The organism is Novosphingobium sp. MD-1 (assembly GCF_001014975.1).
Classification (GTDB): domain Bacteria; phylum Pseudomonadota; class Alphaproteobacteria; order Sphingomonadales; family Sphingomonadaceae; genus Novosphingobium.
In genome coordinates, this window is record NZ_BBXA01000027.1 from 67118 (window position 1) to 93207 (window position 26090).

General features: G+C 65.9%; 25 protein-coding genes. 7 read left to right on the top strand and 18 right to left on the bottom strand.

What is annotated here, in order from left to right; all coding sequences use genetic code 11:
• Window position 1: 1 nt before the first annotated feature.
• The 7 genes from NMD1_RS10075 to NMD1_RS10105 form a co-directional block, all read right to left on the bottom strand.
• On the bottom strand, window positions 2–658 hold the full coding sequence (locus NMD1_RS10075; RefSeq protein ID WP_125954646.1) for an ABC transporter ATP-binding protein: 657 nt from the start codon (window positions 656–658) through the stop codon (window positions 2–4).
• Window positions 655–1452, bottom strand: coding sequence for an ABC transporter permease (locus tag NMD1_RS10080; RefSeq protein WP_125954647.1), 798 nt, complete (start codon window positions 1450–1452; stop codon window positions 655–657). The genes NMD1_RS10075 and NMD1_RS10080 overlap by 4 nt, the downstream gene beginning before the upstream one ends.
• A complete protein-coding gene (locus NMD1_RS10085; RefSeq protein ID WP_233497512.1) occupies window positions 1452–2381 on the bottom strand; it encodes a hypothetical protein in 930 nt (309 codons plus the stop codon). Before NMD1_RS10085 ends, NMD1_RS10080 begins: the two co-directional genes overlap by 1 nt.
• 576 nt (window positions 2382–2957) lie before the next feature.
• Window positions 2958–3980, bottom strand: a complete 1023-nt coding sequence (holA, locus tag NMD1_RS10090) for a DNA polymerase III subunit delta (protein ID WP_125954648.1) — start codon at window positions 3978–3980, stop codon at window positions 2958–2960.
• A gap of 37 nt (window positions 3981–4017) precedes the next feature.
• On the bottom strand, window positions 4018–4533 hold the full coding sequence (gene lptE / locus NMD1_RS10095) for an LPS assembly lipoprotein LptE (RefSeq protein WP_125954649.1): 516 nt from the start codon (window positions 4531–4533) through the stop codon (window positions 4018–4020).
• Window positions 4523–7081 (bottom strand): leucine--tRNA ligase, encoded by a 2559-nt coding sequence (gene leuS, locus NMD1_RS10100; RefSeq protein WP_125954650.1) that lies wholly within the window; start codon window positions 7079–7081, stop codon window positions 4523–4525. Before leuS ends, lptE begins: the two co-directional genes overlap by 11 nt.
• Before the next feature lie 86 nt (window positions 7082–7167).
• On the bottom strand, window positions 7168–7578 hold the full coding sequence (locus tag NMD1_RS10105; protein WP_223806761.1) for a DUF3576 domain-containing protein: 411 nt from the start codon (window positions 7576–7578) through the stop codon (window positions 7168–7170).
• Between the two features lie 425 nt (window positions 7579–8003).
• On the opposite strand from NMD1_RS10105, the gene NMD1_RS10110 reads away from it, so the two are divergent.
• From NMD1_RS10110 to NMD1_RS10125, 4 genes are all read left to right on the top strand, one after another.
• Complete coding sequence (locus NMD1_RS10110; protein WP_233497513.1) at window positions 8004–8786, top strand: hypothetical protein; 783 nt, start codon at window positions 8004–8006, stop codon at window positions 8784–8786.
• A 217-nt stretch (window positions 8787–9003) separates the two neighbouring features.
• Complete coding sequence (gene phbB, locus NMD1_RS10115; RefSeq protein WP_124810662.1) at window positions 9004–9726, top strand: acetoacetyl-CoA reductase; 723 nt, start codon at window positions 9004–9006, stop codon at window positions 9724–9726.
• Between the two features lie 50 nt (window positions 9727–9776).
• Entirely contained in the window at window positions 9777–10028 is a 252-nt protein-coding gene (locus tag NMD1_RS10120) for a ribbon-helix-helix domain-containing protein (protein WP_124810672.1), read from the top strand.
• Window positions 10018–10326: a DUF1905 domain-containing protein gene (locus NMD1_RS10125; RefSeq protein ID WP_124810661.1), complete on the top strand. Its 309-nt coding sequence runs from the start codon at window positions 10018–10020 to the stop codon at window positions 10324–10326. Before NMD1_RS10120 ends, NMD1_RS10125 begins: the two co-directional genes overlap by 11 nt.
• Window positions 10327–10336: 10 nt before the next feature.
• On the opposite strand, the gene murA is transcribed toward NMD1_RS10125, so the two are convergent.
• From murA to NMD1_RS10150, 5 genes are all read right to left on the bottom strand, one after another.
• A complete protein-coding gene (gene murA / locus NMD1_RS10130; protein WP_124810660.1) occupies window positions 10337–11620 on the bottom strand; it encodes a UDP-N-acetylglucosamine 1-carboxyvinyltransferase in 1284 nt (427 codons plus the stop codon).
• A 100-nt stretch (window positions 11621–11720) separates the two neighbouring features.
• Window positions 11721–13019: a cytochrome P450 gene (locus NMD1_RS10135; protein WP_125954651.1), complete on the bottom strand. Its 1299-nt coding sequence runs from the start codon at window positions 13017–13019 to the stop codon at window positions 11721–11723.
• Between the two features lie 51 nt (window positions 13020–13070).
• Window positions 13071–14621, bottom strand: a complete 1551-nt coding sequence (locus NMD1_RS10140) for an acyl-CoA synthetase (RefSeq protein WP_125954652.1) — start codon at window positions 14619–14621, stop codon at window positions 13071–13073.
• Window positions 14622–14710: 89 nt separating this feature from the next.
• Complete coding sequence (locus NMD1_RS10145; protein ID WP_124810657.1) at window positions 14711–15181, bottom strand: nuclear transport factor 2 family protein; 471 nt, start codon at window positions 15179–15181, stop codon at window positions 14711–14713.
• A complete protein-coding gene (locus NMD1_RS10150; protein ID WP_125954653.1) occupies window positions 15174–15812 on the bottom strand; it encodes a pyridoxamine 5'-phosphate oxidase family protein in 639 nt (212 codons plus the stop codon). Before NMD1_RS10150 ends, NMD1_RS10145 begins: the two co-directional genes overlap by 8 nt.
• Window positions 15813–15898: 86 nt before the next feature.
• On the opposite strand from NMD1_RS10150, the gene NMD1_RS21235 reads away from it, so the two are divergent.
• Window positions 15899–16063 carry a hypothetical protein gene (locus tag NMD1_RS21235; protein WP_158453937.1) on the top strand — a complete coding sequence of 55 codons (165 nt, stop codon included), beginning with the start codon at window positions 15899–15901 and terminating at the stop codon, window positions 16061–16063.
• Between the two features lie 15 nt (window positions 16064–16078).
• Here the strand turns inward: NMD1_RS21235 and NMD1_RS10155 are convergent, their stop codons facing one another.
• The 4 genes from NMD1_RS10155 to NMD1_RS10170 form a co-directional block, all read right to left on the bottom strand.
• A complete protein-coding gene (locus NMD1_RS10155) occupies window positions 16079–16783 on the bottom strand; it encodes a M23 family metallopeptidase (protein ID WP_125954654.1) in 705 nt (234 codons plus the stop codon).
• Between the two features lie 193 nt (window positions 16784–16976).
• Window positions 16977–17774, bottom strand: a complete 798-nt coding sequence (locus tag NMD1_RS10160; RefSeq protein ID WP_125954655.1) for a ferritin-like domain-containing protein — start codon at window positions 17772–17774, stop codon at window positions 16977–16979.
• On the bottom strand, window positions 17774–18247 hold the full coding sequence (locus NMD1_RS10165) for a peroxiredoxin (protein WP_125954656.1): 474 nt from the start codon (window positions 18245–18247) through the stop codon (window positions 17774–17776). The genes NMD1_RS10160 and NMD1_RS10165 overlap by 1 nt, the downstream gene beginning before the upstream one ends.
• Window positions 18244–20952 (bottom strand): bifunctional [glutamine synthetase] adenylyltransferase/[glutamine synthetase]-adenylyl-L-tyrosine phosphorylase, encoded by a 2709-nt coding sequence (locus NMD1_RS10170; RefSeq protein WP_125954657.1) that lies wholly within the window; start codon window positions 20950–20952, stop codon window positions 18244–18246. The genes NMD1_RS10165 and NMD1_RS10170 overlap by 4 nt, the downstream gene beginning before the upstream one ends.
• 225 nt (window positions 20953–21177) lie before the next feature.
• On the opposite strand from NMD1_RS10170, the gene NMD1_RS10175 reads away from it, so the two are divergent.
• Both NMD1_RS10175 and NMD1_RS10180 read left to right on the top strand, forming a co-directional pair.
• Window positions 21178–22815, top strand: a complete 1638-nt coding sequence (locus tag NMD1_RS10175) for a M28 family metallopeptidase (RefSeq protein WP_125954774.1) — start codon at window positions 21178–21180, stop codon at window positions 22813–22815.
• Between the two features lie 16 nt (window positions 22816–22831).
• On the top strand, window positions 22832–23821 hold the full coding sequence (locus NMD1_RS10180; protein WP_125954658.1) for an agmatine deiminase family protein: 990 nt from the start codon (window positions 22832–22834) through the stop codon (window positions 23819–23821).
• Between the two features lie 9 nt (window positions 23822–23830).
• Here NMD1_RS10180 and NMD1_RS10185 read toward each other — a convergent pair whose 3' ends face one another.
• Both NMD1_RS10185 and queC read right to left on the bottom strand, forming a co-directional pair.
• Complete coding sequence (locus tag NMD1_RS10185; protein WP_125954659.1) at window positions 23831–25384, bottom strand: MFS transporter; 1554 nt, start codon at window positions 25382–25384, stop codon at window positions 23831–23833.
• Complete coding sequence (queC, locus tag NMD1_RS10190) at window positions 25371–26087, bottom strand: 7-cyano-7-deazaguanine synthase QueC (protein ID WP_125954660.1); 717 nt, start codon at window positions 26085–26087, stop codon at window positions 25371–25373. Before queC ends, NMD1_RS10185 begins: the two co-directional genes overlap by 14 nt.
• Between the last annotated feature and the right edge of the window lie 3 nt (window positions 26088–26090).

The following is a 26090-nucleotide window of genomic DNA, read 5'->3' on the forward strand; positions in this document are numbered from 1 at the left end:
CTCAGGCAGTTTGGCCACGGGCATAGAAATCCAGGGCTTCCCCGACATCTTCGAAATGCGTCAGTTTGCCGTCGATCAGCACCGAAGCGGAATCACAATGCTCCCGGACATAGCCCGTATCGTGCGACACGAAGATCTTGGCACGATCACCCCGCTTCTCGAAAAGCTCGACGTGACATTTTTGGTGGAATTTGGCGTCGCCGACGGCGACGACTTCGTCGATCAGGAAACAATCGAATTCAACGATCATCGAAATCGCGAAAGCCAGCCTTGCGCGCATACCGGACGAGTACGTCCGAACGGGCTCCTTGAGATACAAGCCTAGTTCGGAAAACTCCTCCACGAACTCAATCTTATCGGTAGCGTCGGTACCGTAGATGCGGCAAATGAAGCGCATATTGTCGAGCCCGGTCAACGAGCCCTGGAAGGCGCCGCCAAACGCTAGCGGCCAGGAAACGCTCATGCTGCGAGTGACGCTTCCAGAAGTTGGCATCTCGGCGCCGCTGATAATACGGATCAGCGTCGATTTACCGGCACCGTTTCGCCCCAGGATTCCTAGTTTCTGCCCGGGGGCGATGGTTGCGCATACGTCGCGCAAAACCTGCACGCGGCCTTTGCGGGTCACATACTCTTTGTGAATGTTGGATAGCCAGATCATTCGGGGGTGATCAGTCCACTGATTTTACGAATTTGGCTGAACGCCATGATGGTTAGGCCCGCACAAAAAAATGCCATGTATGCCATGTCATAATGTGCGACCATCTTGGAGCCGAAAAATCCTTCGCGCAGGTACTCGACGCCGTTCACCATTGGCAGGTACAAGGCAAGATTCTGCACGCTAGGTGGGAGGATATCGACCAAGAACGCCGCTCCGGACAGCGGAAACAGCAAATAGGCAAACGGATGCCAGAGCTTCTCGATCAGTTCGTACTCCTCCGAGAGTGCGCCGAGCAACATCGCGAGCGACATGCCGAACCAAGCGAGCATGAACCAGCCGCCGGTCACTTGAAGCACGTCCTCGGGCGGGTTCATCCAGTCGAGATACGAAAATACTAGGGTCAGGATGACAAATGAAATCGACGCGCCGGCGAACTCGAGGATGAGCCGTGCCAGCAAGATGTCGATGACGCGTACATTGCGGTGATACATCAACGCCATGTTGGGGGCGATCGCCGAAATGCAGCGACCCGGCATGTTACGCCAGAGTAGTACGCTCGAATAGCCGGTGATCGCAAAGGCGACGATCGGGAGATTGGATCCGTGCACTGATTTGGTCGCGGTCCACAATGCCGTGACCCCGAGGGTGAACAGCATAGGTTCAACGAACAGCCACAGAAACCCAATATTGTGCCGCCCGAACCGCGTCAGAATCTCCCGCATCAGCAATGCGTGAACGACCCGGCGCTGGATACGAAAAGAGCGTGCCAGAGAGGGCGGAAAGGGAGCGGACATCAGTCCTGGTGCTCCCGAATTCCCGCCAGCAGCATCGAGGCCACGCCCCATATGATCAGGCCCACGACCAGCGTCGCCAATATCCCGCGGAAGCGCCGCGGCTCGATCGCCTTGTCAGGCAAATTGGGCTCGACGATCCTTTCGACATAGGCCTGCTTACGCCGCGCTTCGTTCCGGGCCTCTTCGAGCGATGCCATCGCGCTAGCGAGATTTTTGTCGGAAAACTGCGCCTCGAGCGCCAGTCGCTGATACTCCGCCGCCGTCGACGAAAGCGACTTGCTGTTGCCTGCAACCTTGCCGAGTTGCTGATCAATTTCGCGCGACAACCCCTTTGCCCGCGTGGAAAGCACCTCGATCTGGGGATTCTGCGGCGTGTAGGCACGAAGCTGCAGCAGTTGATTATTGGTCTCGATCAGCGCATCCTGCAGCTTGGATATCATTTGCAGCTGAACCTGCGCCTGGCGCTCTGGATCGATGACGCCTTCGCGGTTTCGATATGCCGACAGGGCCGCCGCAGCATTGCGCGCCTTCTGTTTTGCATCATCCACCTCGGCCTGTGCGAAGCGAATGAGGTCCTGACGTCCGCGGATGTTCAACTGGTTGACCATCGCCTCGGCCATTTCCAGCAACTGCTCATTGAAGCGGCGTGCATCCTGCGGCGTGAACGCGCGAACCGTTAGTGTTGTGATCGAAGAGGTTGTGTCATGCTCTACGCTGACTTTCTTTTTGTAGTATTTATATAGATCTTCAAAAGAACTCCCCGTTACCGGCGAGTTAAACTTATCGAAAAACGATATTTGGCTTCTTGTATAAGCCGTTTGGAAAGTATCGCCCCTGTTGAGTGCCTTCAACGCGTCCCGCGATACCACATAGTCCTGCGCGACGAAAACCTCGTCTCCACCCCCGTTGAAACCGGTGGATTTCAGCAAGATCCCCAAACCGGTGGTCGTAGGCTTGTCCGGGCTCCGCACCACGAAACGCGATTCCGATATGTAAACGTCGGACGCAAAAATACCAAAGTATAGCACCGCTGCTATAAATGGTAAAAGAACCGTGAAATAGAAAAGAAGCCCAAAAGACTTGACCTTCTTTAACTCTGATCTAATCATCACACCTAAATCCGCGATTCGTTATGGTGCAGCTCCAAAGATTTTAAACGTATCCATGAAGCCAACGCTTTGGAAAGGGTCGGGGCAGGTTACGATCCTTTGGTTTGGCAGCTTAACTAGCATGCGGCTTTAGCGATGCCGACACATAACGTCCATAGCGTTTGAGAGATCGTCGTGCGGCACACACGCTCGAACGGAAATCAAGTCCGACATGTCCGGCGCCCTCGCGTCAGTGAAGCGTCCCGGGTTTTTCGGAGTCTCCTATCTGTGAGATGGAGTTGTGATGAGCGTTACGAGGAACAAGTTTTCGCCTGAGTATCGCGACCGCGCGGTATAAAAGGCGCTGACATCCGAACCCAATGGAGCAAAATGTCGCCCCATGATCGGGGTTACGATTCACCGCCCCGCCACCCGCGCAATCTCCGCCAGGCCCTGGGCCAGCGCCAGTTCGCTGTTCTGGCTGTCGCCCAGCAGGGTGCGGTGCAGGGCGAGCAGGCGGGCGAGGAGGCGTTCCAGCTTGCGGCCGCGCCAGCGGCGGAGCTGGTTGGCGAGGTCCTGGCGGTCGCGGAAGAACACGCGGCGCGAGGTCACTTCGTCTTCCATGAAGGCGCTCATGTCGCTGCGGTGGCCGAGCCGGCCGGCAAGGTCGGCGAGTTGCACCGCGCGCCGTTCGAAGGCGAGCAGCAGGCCGACCGGATTGAGCGCCATTTCGCGCATCCGCGCCAGTTCGCCGGGCAGGCGCGCGGTATCGCCGCCCAGCACGGCGTTGACCAGCGGCATGAAGCCATCGTCCTCGTTGACCGCGCCGATCGCGTCGAACGCGGCGGCGTCGGCGGTGCGCGGGGCCTGGGGGCTGGCGTCGAGGTAGAGTGCGAGCTTCTCGATCTCGCTGCGCGCCATGCGCGTGTCGAGCCCCGTACCGCGCGCGATGCGTTCGGCCAGTTCCCCGGTCAGGCGCACACCGGCGGCATCGGCCATGACACGCACGGCCTCGGTCACCGATTTGACGTCGGGCGGATGGAACATCGCCACCAGCGCATCGGGCCGGTCGCCCAGCAGCTTGGCCACGCGCGACTTGTCGGTGGCGGAACTGGCGACGATCAGCACCGGCCAGCCGTCCACCGGGCTGGCGAGCAGCGTTTCCACCGCGTCGTAGGCCTCGTCTCCGGCGGTCCGCACGTGAATCTGCCGTTTGTCGCCGAACAGCGAGACCGAACGCGCCTCGTCGGCCAGCTTCACCGGATCGCGCTTCAGCTCCGATCCAGAAATTTCGACCCGCTCCGCCTCGCCCAGCAATCCCGCGATCTTCTGCGCGGCATCGCCCGCGCCGGCTTCGTCGGGGCCGCAGAAATAGAACACGCGGCATTCGCGCGCGGCGCGGGCGGCGGTGCCGGCGAAGTTCTTCTGCGTGGCTTTCACGGCCGGCGGTCCGGTCCGGCGGCCCGCGCGGCGTGGATCATTGCGGCTTGCGCAGCTTGACCGCGACGCGGGTGACGATCTGGTCGGCCACTTCGCGCGAAAGGTTTTCGAGCGCGGTCTGTTCCGCCGCGATCACGGCGTATTCGCTGGAGACCACGTCCAGCCCGGCATCGGCGCCGGCGGTCGCGTCCAGCACGACATCGCCGCTGGCGAGATCGACCAGCTGGAAACGCGCGCGCAGCGTGCGCCGTTCGCGGGTGACGGTATCGTCGGAAAGGATGCCGAGGCCCTGCAGGCGCTCGTCCAGCCGCACGTCTAGCCGGTAGCGCGCGCCATCCTTGCCGCCCGCGCCCAGCCGGTCGACCAGCGCGTTGCGCACCAGCCAGCCGGACTGGCCCTGGATCGAGGGCACTTCCACCCCGCTCAGCGCCCGCGCCACGGTGCCGCTGCCGCCTCCGGCGTACATCGGGCTGAGCCCGCCGCACCCGGCAAGCAGTGCCGTCAGCAGCGCGCCGGCCAGCAGCCGGGGGAGGGGAGGCGTGTTACGCGACAAGGTTCACCAGCCGATCGGGCACCACGATCACCTTCTTCACTTCCGCCCCGTCCAGCGCACGCTGCACCTTGTCGCTGGCCAGGGCAAGGCGTTCCAGCTCCTCGCGCGCGGTGCCCTTGGGCACGGTCAGCGTATCGCGCAGCTTGCCCTTGACCTGCACCGCCACGGTCACCTCGTCATCGACCAGCAGCGCCGGATCGACGGCGGGCCAGGCCGCGTCGGCCACCAGCCCTTCGCCGAAGTGCGCGAAGGCTTCCTCGGCCAGGTGCGGCATCATCGGCGAAACCAGCAGCAGCAGCGCGCGGATCGCGGCGGAGCGGCTGGCCGAAGGCGCGGCCTTCTCGATCGCGCCGGTCAGCTCGTAGATGCGCGCCACGGCCTTGTTGAAGCCCAGCGCCTCGATGTCCTGCGCCACGGCCTGCACGGTCTGATGCGCCTTGCGGTCGATGGCCTTGTCCTCGCCGATGGCCGAAGCGTCGTATTGCGCGAACAGGCGCCACAGCCGCTGGACGAAGCGCGCGCAGCCCTCGATGCCGGCTTCCGACCACGGCAGGTCGCGCTCGGGCGGGCTGTCGGACAGCATGAACCAGCGAATCGCGTCGGCGCCGTACTGGCCGACGATCTCATCGGGATCGACGACGTTCTTCTTGGACTTCGACATCTTGATGACGCGGCCGATCTCCACCGGCGCGCCATCCGTCTTCAGTGTAGCACCATCTGCGGTCCGCTCGATTTCAGATGGAGAATAGTAGGATTCCAGGACGCTCTCGCCCTTGATAACCCCATTCTCATCCTTCTGAACTGAGTGCTTAGCGCGATAATATACTTCGTGCGTCACCATGCCCTGCGTGAACAGGCTGGCGAAAGGCTCCTTCACGTCCAGCTTGCCGATCCGGGACAGCGCGCGCGTCCAGAAGCGGGCATAGAGCAGGTGCAGGATCGCGTGCTCGATCCCGCCGATATACTGCTCCACCGGCATCCACTGGCGGATCTGTTCGGGATCGAACGGACGGTCGGCCGGCTGGCTGGCGAAGCGCAGGAAGTACCATGACGAATCGACGAAGGTATCGAGCGTGTCGGTCTCGCGCCGGGCGGGCTTGCCGCATTGCGGGCAATCGACATGCTTCCAGGTGGGATGGCGGACCAGCGGGTTGCCCGGCGTCTGGAAATCGACATCCTCGGGCAGCGTGACCGGCAGGTGCTTCTTGGGCACCGGCACCACGCCGCAGACTTCGCAATGGATGAACGGGATCGGCGTGCCCCAGTAGCGCTGGCGGCTGACGCCCCAGTCGCGCAGGCGCCACACCGTCTTGCCTTCCCCCCAGCCTTCGCTTTCGGCGCGGGCGATCACGGCCGCCTTGGCGTCGGCCACGGCCATGCCATCGAGGAAGCCGGAGTTCACCAGCAGCCCATCGCCGGCTTCGGCCTCGCCCGCGAAGGGCTTGCCGGCATCGGTCGCGTCCGCCGCGACCACGCGCAGGATCGGCAGGCCATACTTGGTGGCGAAATCGAAGTCGCGCTGGTCATGCCCCGGCACGGCCATGATCGCGCCGGCGCCGTAATCCATCAGCACGAAGTTCGCGATATAGACCGGCAGGTCCGCGCCCGTGAACGGGTGCTTCGCGGTGATGCCGGTATCGAAGCCCAGCTTTTCCGCCGTTTCCAGTTCGGCGGCGGTGGTGCCGCCCTGCTTGCACAGCGCGATGAACTCCTGCGCGGCGGTGCTGCCGGCGGCCACGGCCTGTGCTACCGGGTGATCGGCGGCGACCGCGACGAAGCTCGCGCCGAAGATCGTGTCCGGGCGCGTGGTATAGACGTCCAGCTTCTCGCCGCTGGAAAGCGTGAAGGCGAATTGCAGGCCCTGGCTCTTGCCGATCCAGTTTTCCTGCATCAGCCGGACCTTTTCCGGCCAGTTTTCCAGCGTGCCCAGGCCTTCCAGCAGTTCCTCGGCGAAATCGGTGATCTTGAGGAACCACTGGTTGAGCTTGCGCTTTTCCACCAGCGCGCCCGAACGCCAGCCACGCCCGTCGATTACCTGTTCGTTGGCCAGCACGGTCTGGTCGACCGGGTCCCAGTTGACCGCCGATTCCTTGCGATAGACCAAGCCGCCTTCGTAGAGATCGAGGAACAGGGCCTGTTCGTGGCCGTAGTATTCCGGCTCGCAGGTCGCGATCTCGCGGCTCCAGTCGAGCGCGAAGCCCAGGCGCTTCAACTGCGCCTTCATGTTGGCGATGTTGTCGCGCGTCCAGCCGCCGGGGTGGACGCCCTTTTCCATGGCGGCATTTTCGGCCGGCATCCCGAAGGCGTCCCAGCCCATCGGGTGCAGCACCTCGAAGCCCTTCATCCGCTTGTAGCGGGCCAGCACGTCGCCCATCGTGTAGTTGCGGACGTGGCCGATGTGGATGCGCCCCGAAGGATAGGGGAACATTTCCAGCACGTAGCTGCGCGGCTTGTTGCTCGCGTCGTCGGCGCGGAAGCTTTCGCGCTCGTCCCAGACGCGCTGCCAGCGGATATCGGCGGAAGAAGGATCGAAACGGTCTGCAGTCATGCCCGCTCCTCTAGGGAGCGCGGGGCGCACGTGCAAGGCGCTCTCTGCCGGCGGGAGAGCCCCGCCGGTGTTCTAATTTTGCCGCTTCAGCCCTTGATCGTCTGGCGGCGCAGGTCGCGCGCCTTGGTCAGGATCACGTCTTCCAGCTTCTGCACGGTGGCGGCTTGCACCGGCGCATCGACCCATTGGCCGTTTTGCGAAACCTGTCGGCTGGCGGCAACGCGCAGGGCATCGGCGCGCAGGTCCTGGTCGAGAATCGACACGGTAACCTTGACGCGTTCGCCGGGGTTCTTCGGGTTGGCGTACCAGTCGGTCACGATCACGCCGCCGTTGCTGTCGGTCTGCAGCATCGGCATGAACGACAGCGTTTCCAGGCTGGCGCGCCAGAGATAGGCGTTGACGCCGATCGTCGTAACCTTGCTGGCGGCAAGGTCCAGCTGGGGGCGCTGCTTCTTGTGACCGCAGGCGGACAGCCCGAGCGCCAGCGTGCCGAGCACGGCGCATGTGACAAGGACGCGACCGGACGCGAGGCGTTTGGCACGGCGGAATCCAGAGGCGCTGACGGTCACTACACTTCGTCCTTGCTGGCGGGAGGGAAGCGGCTGGCGCATCCTTCCGGTCCTGATATGAAGCGCGCTTGCGGCACGCCGGTCCGGGGCCTCTATCACCCCGGCGCCGCGGGCCGCAAGCGCGATGAAACAAGAGTCCACATAGCAGGCGCGCGGCGTGAACCGGTCCTGAATGTCGCGGGGGTTGTGGACATCGTGCAACAGCTTGCCAACAAGCGGTGCCGGACCCACATGGAGACTCGCCTTCGGGCCGTAATGGTTATAAGGACAAACAAAGAGATCGCCTTTGTCACGAGAATCACATATTCCGCGTCAAGGGAGGCTCTACAACAGGGCTGAGGGACTGTTTCGAGATGACTGGCAGGGTTGACGGCAAAGGCAAAAAGCGCGGCTTGCGCCGTATTTTGCGTGCGCCCCTGCTGATCGGCGCGGCGGCGTCCGCCGGTCTTCTGATCGCTCCCACTGTCAGCAGCGCTTTCGCGAGCCATTTCGATGCTTCGCCCGTCAGCCTTGCCGCGCGTGGCGGGATCGGCTCTTTCACGCCGGCCTCGATTGATCCGCGCCTTGCCGCGCAGATCACCGTGCGCGCGTTGTCGAATGGCAAGCTGTTCCGGTTCACGCCCGCTGGCACCGAAACGCGGCCGGACCGCGCGGTGACCGTGGCGGTTCGCGTGAACGACGATACTTCGCGCGTCGTATCCGTTCGTCAGGCGTTTGCCGCCGCCGCGACCACGCTAGGCGCGGCCACCGTGCGGATTGCGCCAACGGCCTATAACTTGGGCCTCGCGCGCGGCTATCAGAGCTTTGCGATCGATGGATCGCAACCGCGCGAAGCCGCGCGTCTGGAAATGCCCGATTTCCAGGCTTTCAAGCTGTCCGGTCCTGCACCGACGGCACCGGGCCGCCTTTCGCCGCGCCTGGAACTGGACCAGAAGGAACGTGCCGGGCGCGCGCCACGCACGCTTGAGAACCAGGGTGATTACCAGGTCGATCTGGGCGGCAGCTATCGCCTGACCGGCAATCTCAACGTCATGGCAGGCATCCGCTATTCGTCGGAGCGCGATCGCCTGCGTCCCCTCACGGATGGCAAGCAGGATAGCCAGGCTGTCTACGTCGGAACGCAGTTCCACTTCTGATTTCCCGACATCGCCGGTTTCTGCGCATCGGAGGCTTTCCGATGGTGCCGCGTTATTTGCACGTTTCTTCGCGCGTGCAGTATTGCTGGCAGCATTATGCCGCGATGCAGCAATATATCGCGCTGCAATAATTGGATTTTGATCCGTAAAGCGCTTGTAGCTCCGCGCCCATATCCTTACGCTTGATGGCGAGAGGGGCGATTACTGGAGTTTTGACATGGCGCGTGTTGCAATTGTTACCGGCGGTACTCGGGGTATTGGCGAGGCGATCAGTCTTGCACTCCGGGATCTCGGTTTTACGGTCGCCGCCAACTATGCCGGCAATGCCGAGAAGGCCAAGGCCTTCACCGACGCCACGGGCATCAAGGCCTATCGCTGGGATGTCGGTGATCATCAGGCCTGCCTTGACGGGTGCGCGCAAGTGGCCGCGGATTTCGGCTCTGTCGATGTCGTGGTGAACAACGCGGGCGTGACGCGCGACGGCGTGCTGCACAAGATGACGTTCGACGACTGGAACGAGGTCATGCGCATCAACCTGGGCGGGTGTTTCAACATGGCCAAGGCGACATTTCCGGGCATGCGCGACCGGGGATGGGGGCGCATCGTCAACATCGGTTCGATCAACGGGCAGGCCGGGCAGTATGGCCAGGTCAACTATGCCGCGGCCAAGTCCGGCATCCACGGCTTTACCAAGGCGCTGGCGCAGGAAGGCGCGAAATACGGCGTGACCGTGAACGCGATCGCGCCGGGCTACATCGATACCGACATGGTCGCGGCCGTGCCGCCGGCGGTGCTGGAAAAGATCGTAGCCAAGATTCCGGTCGGCCGGCTGGGCCATGCCTCCGAAATCGCGCGCGGCGTGGCGTTCCTCTGTTCGGAAGAGGCAGGCTTCGTCACCGGATCGACGCTGTCGATCAACGGCGGCCAGCATATGTACTGATCGCTGCACGGGCGGCTTTGCGGCCGCCCGTGGCGCTGGTAAAACAGGGCGTGGCTTCGCTCTACCATCCTCCCGTCAAGCGCTCGGTGGAAATCGCCGGGCACAAGACCTCGATCAGCCTGGAACCGCTGTTCTGGGAGATGCTTCGCGCCACAGCGGAGGCGGAAGCGCTGCCGATCAACGCGCTGGTGGCGCGCATCGATGCCGAACGCATCGCCAGCCCCACGCCGCCCGGCCTTGCCAGCGCCATCCGGCTGTGGCTGGTGGCGCGCGTGGGGATTGGCCTTGCGCATGACGGATAGGCGCGGTCCGCTGGTGCGCGTCGATTTCGAAGCGACCCTGATCGAATGGCGCGGCCCGGCGCCTTTCGTTTTCGCACCGATTGCCGATCATCATTATGGCGAGATCGCCCACGCGGCGCGTCAGGCGAGCTACGGCTGGGGCGTAGTGCCGGTGGCGGCCGTGATCGGGACCACGCGCTTCACCACATCGCTCTTTCCGCGCGACGGCGGTTATCTGCTGCCGGTGAAAGTGGCGGTGCAGCGCGCGGAACGCATTGGCCCGGGCGCGCGCGTTTCCGCGCGGATCGAGATCGGCTGAGGCGCCGCGCTCAGTCCCCGCCGACGCGTTCCACATCGGCGCCGAGCAGCGCGAACTTCTCTTCCAGCCGCTCGTAGCCGCGATCGAGGTGGTACAGCCGGTGTACCTGCGTTTCGCCTTCGGCGGCGAGGCCCGCGATCACGAGGCTCATAGAGGCACGCAGGTCGGTCGCCATCACTTCGGCGCCGGTCAGCTTGTCGACGCCGTGGACGATCGCGGTGCGGCCCTTGGTCTCGATGCGCGCGCCCATGCGGTTCAGTTCGGGAACGTGCATGTAGCGGTTTTCGAAGATCGTTTCCGTCAGCACGCTGGAGCCTTCGGCCAGGCACAGCATGGCCATCAGCTGCGCCTGCATGTCGGTGGCGAAGCCGGGGTAGGGGGCGGTGGAGATGGTCACGGGGCGCAGCGGGCCGTCGGCGGCCACGTGGATGCCGCCCTTGACCGGCTCCACCCGCACGCCCGCGTCGCGCAGCGCCTGCACGGTCGCTTCCATGTCCTCGATCCGGGCGCCGGCCAGCGTCACTTCGCCGCCGGTGATCGCAGCGGCGCAGGCATAGCTGCCCGCTTCGATCCGGTCCGGCATGACCATATAGGTCGCGCCGTGCAGGCGATCGACGCCGTGGATGGTGAGGTCGGACGTGCCGATGCCCTCGATCTGCGCGCCCATGGCGACGAGCAGGTTGCACAGGTCCACGATTTCCGGTTCGCGCGCGGCGTTGTGCAGCGTGCTTTTGCCCTTGGCGAGCACGGCCGCCATGACCGCGTTCTCGGTCGCGCCGACCGAGACCACGGGGAAGCTGTAACGCCCGCCGGGCAGGCCGCCATCGGGGGCGATGGCACGGACGTAGCCGGCGGCGAGTTCGATCTGCGCACCGAAGGCTTCGAGCGCCTTCAGGTGCAGGTCGATCGGGCGGTTGCCGATGGCGCAGCCGCCGGGCAGCGAAACGGTCGCCTCGCCGGCGCGGGCCAGCAGCGGGCCGAGCACGAGGATCGAGGCGCGCATCTTGCGCACGAGGTCATAGGGGGCGACCGTGGACGTCAGCCGCGTGGCCTGCAGCGTCATCACCCGACCGAAGTCTTCGGGCCGCGCACCGGCGATCGACGTCGACGTCCCGAACTGGTTCATCAGGTGCTGAAAGCCGTCGATATCGGCCAGGCGCGGCAGGTTGCGCAGGGTGACCGGCTCATCCGTCAGCAGCGCGCAAGGCAGCAGGGTCAGCGCCGCGTTCTTCGCGCCGGAGACCGGAACCGTACCCGAAAGGCGCTTGCCGCCGCGAATGATGATCTTGTCCATCGCGGTCGTTTAGCCGGTTTGCCATGGCGCGCAAGAGGACGCCGGCGCGAGGCCGGGCGTCCGCTTGCGAACCGTTGCCGTTGTGGCGGTTTCGGCCGGTTCAGGACGCCTTCCAGCGCAGCGGCAGCGCCTTCAGTCCGCCCACGAAGGTGGAACTTGCCCGGCGCGGTTCGCCAGCCAGTTCGATGCTGTCGAGTCGGTCCAGCAGGGTTTCGAACAGGATGCGCATTTCCAGCCGGGCAAGATGCAGGCCCAGGCACTGGTGCGCGCCCGCGCCGAAGGCGATATGGCGATTGGCCTGGCGCGAGGCATCGAACCGGCGCGGGTCCTCGAACCGTTCGGGATCGTGGTTCGCCGCGACGTAGTTGACCATCAGCCAGTCGCCCTTGGCGATGGCCTGCCCGCCCACTTCGGTATCTTCCGCCGCCGTGCGCATGAAGTGCTGGACGGGCGAGGTCCAGCGGATCGCTTCCTCGACGATGCCCGCCAGCAGGCCGCGATCGGCCTTCACCCGCGCGAACTGTTCCGGATCGCGCGCCAGCGCCAGCATTGCCCCCGCGGTGGAGGCCGATGTCGTATCGTGCCCCGCGCTGGCGGTGATGATGTAATAGCCGGCGGTGTCCCGGTCGCTCATCGGCTCGCCATCGATCACCGCGTTGGCGATCACGGTGGCGAGGTCGTCGGTCGGGTTGGCGCGGCGATGGCGGGCGAGTCCGGCGAAATAGCCTTCGAAATCCTTCACCGCGCCGGCCACGATCTGCGCGATCTGTTCGGGCGTCAGGTTCTTGAGGCCCGACTGGCTGAGGTCCTCGTCCTGTCCGCCGAACATCTGCTGGGTCAGCACCAGCATCCGCCCCTCGTCCTCCTCGGGCACGCCAAGGATCTGCATGACGACGTGCAGCGGATAGGGCGAGGACACCAGCTTGGTGAAATCCCCCTCGCTGCCATGCGCGAGCAGGCGATCGACCGTGGCGTTGGCGATCTTGCGGATCTCGCCCTCCAGCTTGACCAGGTTCTTGGGCATGAACCAGTCCTGCGTCAGCCGGCGCAGCTTGGGGTGCTTGGGCGCGTCGATCTGCACCAGCGATTCGACCAGATGCGGGCTGCCGCCGGTGATCTCCTTGATCAGGGCTTCGCTGGACTTCAGCCCGAACACGCTGGCGCGCGGGTGGTTGAGGAAGGTCGTGTTGGCCTTGCTGACCTTCATCGCGTCGTCGAAGCGGGTGAGCAGCCAGAACGGATCGTGCGAATCGTCCGGCGCCTCGATGCGCGCCACCGGCATGTTCGCGCGCAGCCAGTCGAACCGGTCGAGCAGCGGGTCCCACGCGGCATAGGCGTGCGGATCGATCACGGCGCGCGCATAGTCGGCGGGGGCTACGGGCGTGGTGGTGGAAGCCATAGGGCGGGTTCCTTGCTTTGTATCCGTCTGCGGGCGATCAGGCGCAGGTGTTCAGGCGGCGGGCGATTTCGCGGCTTCGGCGGTGGCGCGGTATTCGTCGCGCAGCAGCCGCTTGAACAGCTTGCCCGTGGGCTCGCGCGGAAGTTCCTCGCGGAAATCGATCGTGCGGGGCATCTTCACCCGCGAAAGCTGCGGGGCGAGCCATTCGGTCAGCTCGGCGGCCAGCTCCGGCCCCGCATCGGCCATGTTCGCGGGCTGGACCACGGCGATCACGCGTTCGCCCATGTCGGGATCGGGCGCGCCGATCACGGCGGCGTCGGCAACCTTGGGGTGATGCACCAGCAGGTTCTCGATCTCCTGCGGATAGATGTTCACGCCGCCCGAAATGATCATGAAGCTCTTGCGGTCGGTGAGGAACAGATAGCCTTCCTCGTCCTGGATGCCCACGTCGCCCAGGCTCGTCCAGCCATGCTTGTTGGTGGCGTCGCGCGTCTTGTCAGGATCGTTGTGATAGCTGAACACGCTGCCGCCTTCGAAGAAAACCTGTCCTTCGGTGCCGCGCGGCACCTCGTCGCCGTTCTCGTCGCAGACGCGGATCGTGCCCAGCAGCGCGCGTCCGACCGAGCCCGGCCGTTGCAACCATTCCTCGCTGGAAATGAACGTGAAGCCGTTGCCTTCGGTGCCGGCGTAGTATTCGCGCAGCACCGGCCCCCACCATTCGATCATCGCCTTCTTCACCGGCACGGGGCAGGGCGCGGCGGCGTGGATCGCGTTCTTGAGCGAGGACACATCGTAACGGGCGCGGACGTCTTCCGGCAGCTTGAGCATCCGGACGAAATGGGTCGGCACCCACTGGCTGTCGGTGACCTTGAGCGTCTGGATCAGCTCCAGCGCCTTTTCCGGATCGAATTTCTCCATGACGACGACGGTGCCGCCAAGGCGATGCACCGTCATCGACCAGCGCAACGGCGCGGCATGATAGAGCGGGGCAGGGGAGAGATAGACGGCGTCCGGCCCGATGCCGAACGCCTGCGAGGCGAGCGCCAGCAGCGAATTCGGCGCGCCGATTGCCGGGTCTTCCGGCAGCGGCACGCGCACGCCTTTGGGCTTGCCCGTGGTGCCGGAGGAATAGAGCATGTCACAGCCCGCGCGCTCGTCGGCGATGGGCGTGGCGGGCATGGCCGCGAACGCCGCTTCGGCGCTGAGATCGCCTTCTCCGCCGAACCGCAATTGGGGCAGGCCCGGATCAAGCGCGGCGACTTCATCGAGAACGGGGGCGAGATAGTCCGAACCGATCAGCAGCTTCGCCCCGCTGTCCTTGGCAATATAGGCGATTTCCGGCGCGGTGAGGCGGCTGGAGACCGCGACATAGACCAGTCCGGCCCGCTGGGCGCCCCAGGCGACGGAGAAGAAATCGGGATGGTTCTCCAGGCAGATCGCGATCGTATCGCCGATCTTCAGCCCGCGCGAGCGGAACAGTTGCGCCGCCCGGTTGCTGGCTTCGTCCAGCTCGCGATAGGTGATGGTCCGTCCGCTCCCGCCCATGATAACCGCCGGTCGATCGGGATTGGTCCGGGCATGGAACGTCGGATGGTATTGCATCGTATCGGCATCCTTCTTCGCGCGGAGTCTTCGGGGACTCCTTTGCGAAGCACTTTAAGCGATCGATTAAATTGCGCAATGGCTGACGATCAGAATCCGAACGCGGAAAGGTTCTCATAATCGTCGGGCCGCCGTCCTTGCGGCCAGTGGAAGCGCCTGTCGGCTTCGGCAATCGGCGTGTCGTTGATGCTGGCGATGCGCCGCCGCATCAGCCCATGTTCGTCGAACTCCCAGTTCTCGTTTCCGTAGGACCGGAACCATTGCCCCGCCTGGTCGCGCCATTCGTAAGCGAAGCGCACGGCGATCCGGTTTTCCCGAAAGGCCCATAGTTCCTTGATAAGCCGATAATCCTGCTCGCGCTGCCACTTGGCGGTCAGGAACGCCACAATGGCCGGGCGCCCTTGCAGGAAGGTGTCGCGGTTGCGCCAGAGACTGTCCGGCGTATAGGCCAGCGCCACCCGTGCGGGATCGCGGCTGTTCCAGGCGTCCTCCGCGAGCCGTACCTTGGTGATGGCGGTCTCTTCGGAGAACGGGGGCAGCGGAGGGCGGTGTTCAGTCATCGTGGTGTCCTTCCTGGGTGGCAATGCGGGCGCGGAGCGCCGCGTTTTCCGCTTCGAGCGTGGCAAGCTGATCGCGCAGCGGCTGGATGGCCAGTGCCACTTCGTGGTCGGTGTAGCGTGGCGTGATATGCTGCGGGCAGTTCCAGTCGAAGGCGCGCAGCCGCAGAACGAAAATCCGTTCCGGCTTCGCCTTGTCGCGCGGTTCGATCACTTTGGCTGTCAGTTCCGGATCGGCGTCGAGCGCCACCACCTCTGCGTGGGCATAGATTTTCATGCGCCGCCGACGGGGATAGTCCATGAGGATCAGGGCAACCCGGTCATCGGCCGACAGATTGCCCAGGCTGATGTACTGTCGGTTGCCGCGATAGTCCGCGAAGGCAAGCGTGCGATCGTCGATCATCCGCAGGAAGCCGGGTGCTCCGCCCCGGTGCTGAACATAGGGCCAGCCGGTTTCCGAGGTGCTGGCCATGTAGAAGCTGTCGCGCGCGGCGATGAAGGCGGCTTCCGCTTCGGTGAAGCGATCGAAACTGCGATCCGTGCGGATATCGGTCCACATGTCGGCGCTGCCCATGGCGCGCTGCGCCGCGCGCACACTGGGCGTGATCGCGATGTCGAGAAAGCCGTAAGCCATGGGAACCCCCGTTCGCCGGCCCTGTCGCCGGCGTTGGGAGTCGTTGTACGCTCCGGAAACCTCTTTGATAATCAGCCAGGAAAGGAATGTATTCTTCCGATTTATGGAAGAACATCCCGGTGGCCTCGGGTGTAACGCCGGCGGAGGGCTGTCAGAAGGAACAGGCTCAAGGCAAGGACGATACGAACGCCAAAGAAAAAGGCGACGTCACCGCCGCCTTTTTCCGCACCCTCTCCAAGATGCTTCTTTAAAACCGGGACGGCTTGTTATTCGGGTCCGCCGCGTCCTTCGGCCGGGTCGTTGGTGACAAGCAGGCCGCTCGCGGGCGTCTGCATGTAAGGCAGCGGGTTCACGGCTTCGCCGGCAACCCGAACTTCATAGTGCAGGTGCGGGCCGGTGGAACGGCCGGTCGAACCGACATAGCCGATCACGTCGCCCTTGTGGACGATCTGGCCTTCGGCAACGGCAATGCGCGACATGTGGCCATAGCGCGTTTCCATGTTGCCGCCATGTTCGAGCTGAACATAGAGGCCGTAACCGCTGAACCAGTCGGCGCGGCCGACGACGCCATCGGCGGTAGCATGGATCGGTGTGCCAGTGGGCGCGGGAAGATCGATGCCCTTGTGGGCGCGCAGACCGCCGAGAACCGGATGGACGCGCAGGCCAAAACCGCTGCTCATCGAGCGGCTGCTGGTGACCGGGATCAGCGAGGGGATGGAAACCGGGCCGGAGCGGCGCACGGGCGCTGCGGTCGACGAACCGGTATCGAGAGCCTGCCAGCTGGCGAAAAGCTGGTGAAATTCCTCGTCGCCGTTGTCCGAAGCGCCGGTCTTGGCGGCTTCCGCGGCGCGGAGCGGAGCGGCGATATCGGCGGCAGCGGCGCTGTTGGCAAGAGCCGGAGCGGCCGAGAAAGCGAAGGTTACGGCAGCGAGAGCACCGAAGACCGACTGGAAGGTTTTGTTTTGCGACATTACGACCCGAACAACCCTTTTATCCGATCCGCAGGAAGGCGTAGCGCCTCTGTCCGGATCACGATTTTCCCCAGTACAATTCTGCCCTCAGGCCGCAGACAGGCATTGCCCGCTGCCATCGGTTCTTGTGTCAGAGTTGGTCGGAAGCCCCCCCGCCATCTCGTGAAGCAAGGGGTAGAGGGGGGTGTTGCGGTTAGGCAACCCCTTCCAGGAAATCATACGATAAACCGGCTGATCGACGCGCCGAGTCGTTGAACGGTGGCTTAACAGTGCCGCGGAAATGCCGCGCAACCAGCGTTCGCCACAAGTCTGGCGGTGATTCATCCCGTTCTTCGCAGACTTGCGCGAAATGCGATGTGCCGAAGCGCACATGGCGAATTTCATCGGCCAGGATGCGGGACAGGATGCGCGCGCTGCGTTCATCGCCCGCGGCGGTGAAGCGTTCGATCGTCGTCGGCGTCACATCCAGCCCGCGCGCTTCCAGCACCATGGGCACCACGGCCAGGCGCGCGGCGATATCGTGCGCCGTCTCGCGCGCGGCGTCCCACAGGCCGTCGTGGGCGGGCATCGCGCCATAGAAGCTGCCCAGCGTGCGCAGCCGCCGGGCGAGCAGGGCGTGGTGCATCGCTTCGTCGGCGGCCACCGACAGCCAATCCGAGACAAACTGCGGACCCCGCTCCGCGCCGAACCGCCCGGCGGCGTCCAGCGCCAGATCGATCGCGACGAATTCGATATGCGCCAGCGCGTGGAGCAGGGCGATGCGGCCGCGTTCCGATCCGCCGCGTCCGCGCTTGGGCATGGCGTTGGGCGGCAGCAGGACGGGGGCAGCAGGCCGGGCCGGCATCTCGGGCATCGCGGCCTCGAAGCGGAACGCCAGCCGCCCCGCCGCCCAGTCGCGGGCCACGGCCCGGGTGGCCATGACCTTGGCGTCGGGCGCGGCGGTCAGCATGGCCGCGCGGATCGCGGCGGCAACGCTCGGGCGATCGGCCATCAGAGCGCCTTGGCGGCGGCGAGCACCTCCTCGGCGTGTCCCTTGACCTTCACCTTGTTCCAGACCCGCGCGATCCGGCCGTCCACACCGACCAGGTAGGTCGTGCGCTCCATGCCCATGTAGGTGCGGCCGTACATCGACTTTTCGGTCCAGATTCCCAGGGCATCGGAGAGGCCGCCTTCCTCGGCATCGGAGGCGAGCGGCGCGGCGAGGCCGTGCTTCTCGATGAACTTCGCGTGCTTCTTGGGCGGGTCCTTGCTCACGCCCAGCAGCGCCACGCCGGTGGCGTCGAATTCGCCGGCCAGCGCGGAGAAATCCTTGTTCTCGGTGGTGCAGCCGGGGGTATCGTCCTTGGGGTAGAAGAACAGCACCAGCTTGCGGCCCGCGAAATCGGACGTGCGCACCGTGCCGCCATCGGGCGTGGTCAGGGCCATGTCAGGCAGGGCATCGCCCGGGCCGGGTCTCTCGCTCATTCCTCGATCTCCAGTTCTTCGTCGAACATCTGCTGCCACGCGGCGGCGATGCGCTGCCGCGCCTGCCGCACTGCGTCAAGCAGCGCGTTCCAGTCACCGCCGCCACTTTCCAGGCAGCAAGCGTTGGCGACGATACAGCGGCTCGCCTCGGGCGGGAACATGCCATCGGGGGCGACCAGCCGCACCACGATCAGCAGGCGCACCAGCAGATCATAGGCCGCGCGCAGATCGGGGGGCAGCAGGCCGGCGGCGGAAAGCGCCTCGATCGCGCGGCCCAGATCCGGGTCCAGCCCCGCGTGCTCGCGCAGTTGCAGATAGTGGACGATGAACTCCAGGTCGACCAGCCCGCCACGCGCCAGCTTGACGTCGAGCGGCCCCTTGGGCGGCTTGTGCTTCGCCATCTCGCCCCGCATGTGCAGCACGTCCTCGCGCAGCTTTGCGGCATCGCGCGGGGCGTGCAGCACCGTGTCGATGATCGCGTGCAGTTCCGCCCGGTCGTCTGCGGTGCCGAACAGCGGGCGGGCGCGGCACAGCGCCATGTGTTCCCAGGTCCAGGCGTCTTCGCGCTGGTAGCGCTCGAAGCTGTCGAGGCTGACCGCGATTGGCCCCTGCGCGCCCGACGGCCGCAGCCGCGTATCGACTTCGTAGAGCGCGCCCGCCGCCGTCGGCACGGAGAGCGCGGCGATGACCCGCTGCGCCAGCCGGTTGTAGTACAACGTGCCGCCCAGCGGCCGCCTTCCGTCGCTTTCGCGCATGTGGTCGCCGCTGAACAGGAACACCAGGTCCAGGTCCGAGGCGTGCGTCAGCGCGGCGCCGCCCAGCCGGCCAAGGCCGAGGATCACCAGCCGGCTGTCCGGAACCGCGCCATGATTCGTCGTGAATTCGCTGACGGCGGCCGCGCCCAGCACCTCGATCGCGGCTTCGGCCACGCGCGAGAGCGCGGCGGCCACCTCCAGCGGATCGTGCTGCCCTTCGATCAGTTGCACGCCCAGCGCGAAGCGCAGCTCGCTGACCTTCACGCGCACCGCGTCGAGCAGGCGCTGGTAATCGTCGCCCGCCTCGCCGCGCGCCAGCTCGGCCATGATCTTCTCCACGCTGCCGGGCAGGTCGAAGGCGGAGCGGTCGATCAGCGTATCGAGCAGGTCACTGCGCCGCGCGAGTTCGTCGGCCAGCGTCGGCGCATGGGCCAGGATGCGCATGACCACCGCCAGCAGCCCGGGGCGCGCTTCGAGCAGGCGGAACACGTTGATCGCCGATGGCAGGCCGCCCAGCAATTGCTCCCAGCGCAGCAGGGCGCGTTCCGGATCGGGCGCTTCGGCCAGCGCGCGCAGCAGCTGCGGGCGCAGCCGGGCATAGGCGTTGCGCGCTTCGGCGCCGCGCAGGGCGCGGAACTGGCCGCCTTCCCACCCTTCGATGCGGGTGGCCAGCGCTTCGGCATCGGCAAAGCCCAGTTGTTCCAGCTCGCCCACCAGCGGCCGGGCTTCGACCGCGACCGCGCCGGTCGGGGCATAGATGCGGATCAGCGCGTCGAACCGGGTGCCGACCGCTTCCGAAATCGCGGCCAATTCATTGACCAGCGCCTTGCCGTCCGGCAGTCCGTCGAGGCGGGCCACGCTGTCGAGCGCGGCGGCATCGGTCGGCAGGCTGTGGATCTGCTGGTCGGCCACCATCTGCAGGCGATGCTCCAGCACGCGCAGGCGGTCATAGCTGTCGCCGAGCACGCGGGCATCGCTGGCATCGATGATGCCGGCCTGCGCCAGCGCGTCGAGCGAGGCGCGGGTGCCGCGCAGGCGCAAGGACGGATTGCGCCCTCCATGGATCAACTGGTGCGTCTGGGCGAAGAATTCCACCTCGCGAATGCCCCCGCGCCCGCGCTTCAGGTCATAACCGGGGCCGATCGCCTGCCCGCCGGCGTAGTGATCGCGGATGCGGGTGGTCAGGCGGCCGATCTCGGCGATCGCGCCGAAATCGAGGCTGCGGCGCCAGACGAAGGGGCGGATCGTGTCGAGGAAGGCCTGCCCCGCGGCGACATCGCCGGCGGCGGCGCGCGCGCGGATGAAGGCGGCGCGTTCCCACGCCAGCGCGCTCGATTCGTAATGCGTGATCGCGGCTTCGAAGGGCAGGGCGAGCGGGCTGACTTCCGACGCTGGGCGCAGGCGCAAGTCGATCCGGAACACATAGCCATCGGCGTTCACGGTGGAGAGGATTTCGACGATCGCCCGCGCCACGCGTTGCGCGGCTTCGCCCGGCTCGTCGCGATCGCGGCGGGGCAGGGTGAGCGGATCGTAGAGCAGGATGGGATCGATGTCGGACGAATAGTTGAGTTCGCCCGCGCCGTGCTTGCCCAGCGCGATCGCGGAAAAGCCGCGCGGCTCGGCATCGGGCGCACGGCGCCGGATCGCGGCCGCGATGGCGGCGTCCAGCGCGCGGTCGGCAAACGAGGAAAGCTCGCCCACCACCCGCTCCAGCGGCAGGGCGCCGGCAAGATCGCCGATCCCCAGCGCCAGCGCCAGCGCTAGCCGCTCGCGCCGGAGCGCGACCCCGGTATCGTCGATGCCCTCGCCCATGGCCGTGGCGGCGGCTATGGCATCCTCGATCCGGCCGGCGGCGAGCAGGGCTTCGATGTCCGGCAAGCGGTCCAGCGCGCGGCACAGGAACGGGGCATGATCGCGTGCGCGCCCGATCGCATCTTGCCAGTCCGTCATCGTCTCTGCGCCCCCTCGTCGCGGTGTCTCCCCGCGATGCCCCGTGATGGCGACGCGATCAAGCGAGCGCGTGCCTTGCGCGCCTTTCCGCGCTCTGCCAAGGTCCGCGCATTACGCGCCGGAGGGGCTCTGGCGCAGGATCGATTTTCGAAAGGTTGCTCAATGACATATCGCAAGGTTCGCGGTTCGTCCGCGCGATTTGCGGCGCGCTTCGCCGGCTGTGTGATGGCCTCCGTTCTGGTTGCTTCCGCCGCGATGGCCGCCCCCGCGCCCAAGGTGCCGCCGGTCGACCAGACGCTGATGCGCGACATGGTGAAGACGCTGGCGTCCGACGCGCTGGAAGGGCGCGGCCCCAGCACCGCCGTCGAGCCCAAGGTGCTCGATGCGATCATCGCGCGCTTCAAGCAGGCGGGCCTGCAACCCGGCAACAAGGGCGGCTGGCTGCAGGATGTGCCCACGGTGGAAGTCACCGCAAGCAACGTCAGCCCGCTGGTGGTGACGGGGGCCGCGCAGCCGCTGACGTTCACGCGCGGCAAGGATTTCGTCGCCGGCAGCTACCGCATCACCCCGAAGACCGACGTGCGCGACAGCGAACTGGTGTTCGTGGGCTATGGCGTCAACGCGCCGGAGCTGGGCTGGAACGATTATGCTGGCGTTGACGTGAAGGGAAAGACGGTGGTCATCCTCGTCAACGATCCCGACTATGAAACCGCGACCGAGGAGGGGCCGTTCAAGGGGCGCCGGATGACCTATTATGGCCGCTGGACCTACAAGTTCGAGGAAGCGGCCGGGCAGGGCGCGAAAGCGGCGCTGATCGTCCACGATACCTTCCCCGCCGCCTATGGCTGGAACGTGGTGGAATCGAGCTGGGCCGGCGCGCAGTATTTCGTCCAGACGCCGAACGACGGCATGGACCAGACCGAAGCCAACGGCTGGGTGCAGAAGCCGGTGGCCGAAGCGATCTTCGCGGCGGCCGGCCAGAACCTTGCGCAGCTCACCGCCGCCGCCAAGCAGAAGGGCTTCAAGGCGGTTCCGCTGGGGCTCAAGGTCAGTTTCTCGTTCGACAACGCGATCCGCCGGTCGGTTTCGCACAACGTGATCGGCATCCTGCCCGGCAAGACGCGCCCGGATGAATACGTGCTCTATACCGCGCACTGGGACCACCTTGGCCATTGCCAGGCCGATGCCAAGGGGGACGACATCTGCAACGGCGCGGTCGACAACGCCACTGGCGTGGCTGCCCTGGCGGCGCTCGTCAAGATGAACCGGGCGGCGGGGCCGGCGCAGCGCAGCGAAGTGTTCCTGGCGGTGACGCTGGAGGAATCCGGCCTGCTTGGATCGGAATACTACGCGCGCAACCCGATCTATCCGCTGGCGAAGACGGTGGGCGGCGTGAACATGGATGCGCTGTCCCCCTATGGCCCGACGCGCGACGTGCAGGTGACGGGTGGCGACAAGTCCGAACTGACCGCGATCCTCCAGCGCGTGGAACGCGAGATGGGTCTGGTCGAAACGCCCGAGGATCACGCTGAGCGCGGCCACTATTACCGTTCGGACCACTTCAGCATGGCCAAGCGCGGCGTGCCGATGTTCGCGGTGGGCCGGGGCACCGACCTTGTCGTCGGCGGCAAGGCCGCAGGCGATGCCGCGTCGGAGGACTACACCAACAACCGTTATCACCAGCCCAGCGACGAATATTCGGATAGCTGGGACTTTTCCGGCATGGCGCAGGAAGTGGAACTCTACTACCGGCTCGGCCGCGCGCTGGCCGACAGCACGGTCTGGCCGAACTGGCATCCGGGCGATGAATTCCGGGCCATTCGGGATCGGAGCCTGGCCGAAGCGGGCGTGAAGACGAAGTAACGGGACAAGACGGACGATGAGCGGGAATGAAATGCGGATGCCGCCGGAATGGCATCCGCAGGACTGGCTGTGGATCGGCTTTCCGCATCTGGCGGAAGAATGGTCCGGCGTGATCGATACGGCGCAGGCGCAGATCGCCGCCTTCGCCAGCGCGGTCGCGGAAAGCGGCCAGGAAGTGCGCCTCATCGTCCGCGACGAAGCCAACGCCGCGCGCGCGCGGCAGCTCGTCAGCGGCTCTGTGCGGCTGGAACAGCGCGTCTATGGCGATGTCTGGCTGCGCGATACCGGGCCGCTGGTGGTGCGCGATGCGGCGGGGAACCGCCGGGCGCGGCTGTTCGGCTTCAACGGCTGGGGCGGCAAGTACCTGATGGACGGAGACACGCTGATCGGCGCGGATCTGGCCGAAAGCGCGGGGCTGGCCGCCGATCGTTGCGACTGGATTCTCGAAGGCGGTGCGCTGGATGGGGACGGCACCGGGCTGGTCGCCACCACGGGGCAATGCCTGCTCAATCCCAATCGCAATCCGCATCTCTCGCAGGCCGATCTCGAAAGGCGGCTGGCGCGCGATCTCGGGTTTGACCGGGTGCTGTGGCTGGGCGATGGCCTGATCAACGATCATACCGACGGGCACGTCGACAATCTCGGCCGTTTCGTCGCGCCCAACCGCATCGCCCTGCCGCGCGCGACCGGGGCGGACGATCCCAACGCCGCGATCTATGCCGATGCCGCGGCGCGCGCGCGGGCGATGGGCGTGGAGGTGGCCGAAGTGCCGTCTCCCGGCCGGATCGAATGGGACGGCATGGTCCAGCCGGCAAGCTACATGAACTTCGTCGTCACGACGAAGCTGGTGGTCGTTCCGGTCTTCGGTTCGCCCCATGACGACGTAGGCGTGGCCGCCATCTCCGCGCTGTTTCCGGGGCGCGATACCGTGGGGCTGATGGCCGATGCCGTGCTGGCGGGGGGCGGCGGCTTCCACTGTTCCAGCCAGCAGATGCCGTCCGCCTGAAGCGTTCTCCTACCCTTCGCCCTGGTGCTGGCGGTTCAACGCCCGCCATGCGATGAACAGCGCGGCGAAGGCGATCGGAACCACGGCCAGCACCCCCACCAGCCCGACCTTGAGGCTGCCGAAATCGGTCGACAGGCGGCCGGCGGCGTAGGGGCCGAGCGCCAGCCCCAGCATCGTCGCGCCGAGCAGGAACGCCGCCGTCGCCGTGGCGCGTACCTGTGGCGGCACGATGTTGACGATCGTCCCCGAAGCCCCGCCCAGCGCGGCGCTCAGCAGGAACCAGGTGGGGAAGACCATGGCATAGAACACCGCCTTGCTGTCGGTGGTCAGCATCACGGCATAGGGCAGCAGACCGGCCGCCAGCCCGCCGATGACCACCAGCACGCGCCGCGCGTTGTCATGGCCCCGGCTCAGGCGGTCCGCCATCGCGCCACCGGCGATCACGCCCGCCGCGCCGCCTGCCGCCGCCAGCCCGCCGACCATGATCGCCACTTCGTCGGTGCTGGCGTGGAAGGTGCGGATCGCATAAAGCGGGCCGAACGCCGAATTGGCGTAGGATACGAAGCTGATCAGGCCGTACCCGATGGTCACGCCCAGCACCGAAGGCGATTTCCAGATCGCGGCGAAAGCGGCCGGGTCCTGCACCCGCAGGCTCGCCGCCCACGAGAAGATGGCATAGCTGCCCACGCCCAGCGCGATCCACTGCACCGGATCGCCCAGCAGCGCGGTGATGCCCGCCGCCAGCGCCGCGATGATCGCCGCGGCCGCGATGTTGGCCGTCAGCGCCCCGCCGCCCCGCCGCGCGGCGGCGATCAGGGTGAAGGGCGGCACGATCGTGCCAAGGTCCGCCAGGAACGCCTTGAACGGCGACCCTTCCGGCGGCGCGCGGCGGTGCGCCGGCGGATCGTAGCGGCCACGCGCCGGCTCGCGCAGGCTGTTGACCCATCCCGCCAGCAGCAGGCCCGGCAGGCCCACGGCCAGGAACGCGACCTGCCATCCCGCCAGCCCGAACGGATGTGCGCCCGGCGCGAAGCCGCTGTTCCAGGCATTGGCGATGGAACTGCCGATGAACAGCGAAACGCCGCCGCCCAGGTAGATGCCGGCGGAATAGATCGCGATCGCGGTGGCGCGGCGCCGCGGCGGGAAATAGTCGGACAGCAGCGAATAGGCGGACGGGCCGGCGGAAGCTTCGCCTACGCCCACCCCGATCCGGGCGAGGCCCAGTTGCGTGAAGTTGCGGGAAAGGCCGGATAGCGCGGTCATCGCCGACCACACGGCGAGGCCGATCGCCAGCAACCGGGTGCGCGTCCAGCGGTCCGCCAACTTGCCCAGCGGAATGCCGAACAGCGCATAGAACACGCCGAACGCCGTGCCATAGAGGAAGCCGAATTCGCTGTCGGAAATGCCCAGATCGCGCTTCAGGTCCACCGCAAGGATGGTCAGCAACTGGCGATCGATAAAGTTGAGTATATAAACAATGACCAGTACGCCCAGCGCGTACCAGCTATAGGGTTCGATCCGGGGGGCTTTTTCGCCTCTCGCCGGGGTTTCAGGATCCTCCATACCGCGTGCCGTCCTCCAGTCCCGCTTCGGCAAATCCCGCCTGTCGCAGGCGACAGCTGTCGCACAGGCCGCAGGCGGTCCCATCGGGCAGGGGATCGTAGCAGGACCAGCTTTCGCTCGTGTCCAGCCCGAGCCGCACGGCTTCGCGCGCGATCCCCGCCTTGGTCAGGTACTGGAGCGGCGCGTGGACGCGCACGGTGCCCCCTTCCGATCCGAACTTGGTGGCAATGCGCGCCAGTCCCTCGAACCCCGCCACGAATTCCGGGCGGCAATCCGGATAGCCGGAATAATCGAGCGCGTTGACGCCGATGAACAGGTCCTTGGATCCCGCCGCTTCGGCCCAGGCGAGCGCGAGCGAGAGAAACACGAGGTTGCGCGCGGGCACGTAAGTGACCGGGATGTCCGGCCCGACGCCGTCCTTGGGCACATCGATGGCGTCAGTCAGTGCCGAACCGCCGAACTGGCGCAGATCGAGCGGCAGCACGACGTGGCGGTCCACCCGGAGCCGGGCGGCGATCTTGCGCGCGGCGTCCAGTTCAATGCGGTGGCGCTGGTTGTAATCGATCGTCAGCGCCAGCACGCGGAAGCCCTGTTCCAGCGCCAACCCCGCGCAGACCATCGAATCCAGCCCGCCGGACAGCAGCACCACGGCCAGGGGAGCCGCACCGGCATTCTTCACTTGCACGTCAACGTGTTCGACCATCCC